This window comes from Cupriavidus sp. 8B, from assembly GCF_054589115.1.
Window position 1 is genome coordinate 1 of sequence record NZ_BAAILO010000384.1, and the last position, 399, is coordinate 399.

Genomic DNA, 399 nt, shown 5'->3' on the forward strand with positions numbered 1-399 from the left:
CGAGTTCTCGATTCCCGCTGCATGGAAGATGGGCCAGGTCGCGCAGGAGATGCCGGAGACCGAGCAGAGCGCGACCGACTTCGTAGTCGAGGGTGACACCGCGCTGTTGGCCGCGCAGGCCGAAGTAGCCGCCGCCGAGGCCAGCGACGACGGCATGCGCATGGCGCACGCCTACATGGCCCTGCACGACGCCGGTGCACACGATGCCCCCGCACGTGCCCAAGCGCTGATCCTGGGCCTTGGCTTCAGTGCCGCGCAGCTTAGTCAGCCGGTCAACAGTTTCTCCGGCGGCTGGCGCATGCGACTGCAACTGGCGCGCGCGCTCATGTGCCCGTCCGACCTGCTGCTGCTCGACGAGCCGACCAATCACCTCGACCTCGACGCGCTGGTCTGGCTGGA

The 399-nt window shown here is 68.2% G+C and carries 1 protein-coding gene; it reads left to right on the plus strand.

The genetic code is table 11. The features are described 5' to 3' along the window. Window positions 1-399 (plus strand): ATP-binding cassette domain-containing protein (locus ACYP5B_RS37205; RefSeq protein WP_459572912.1); only part of this gene is annotated, 399 nt, incomplete at both ends.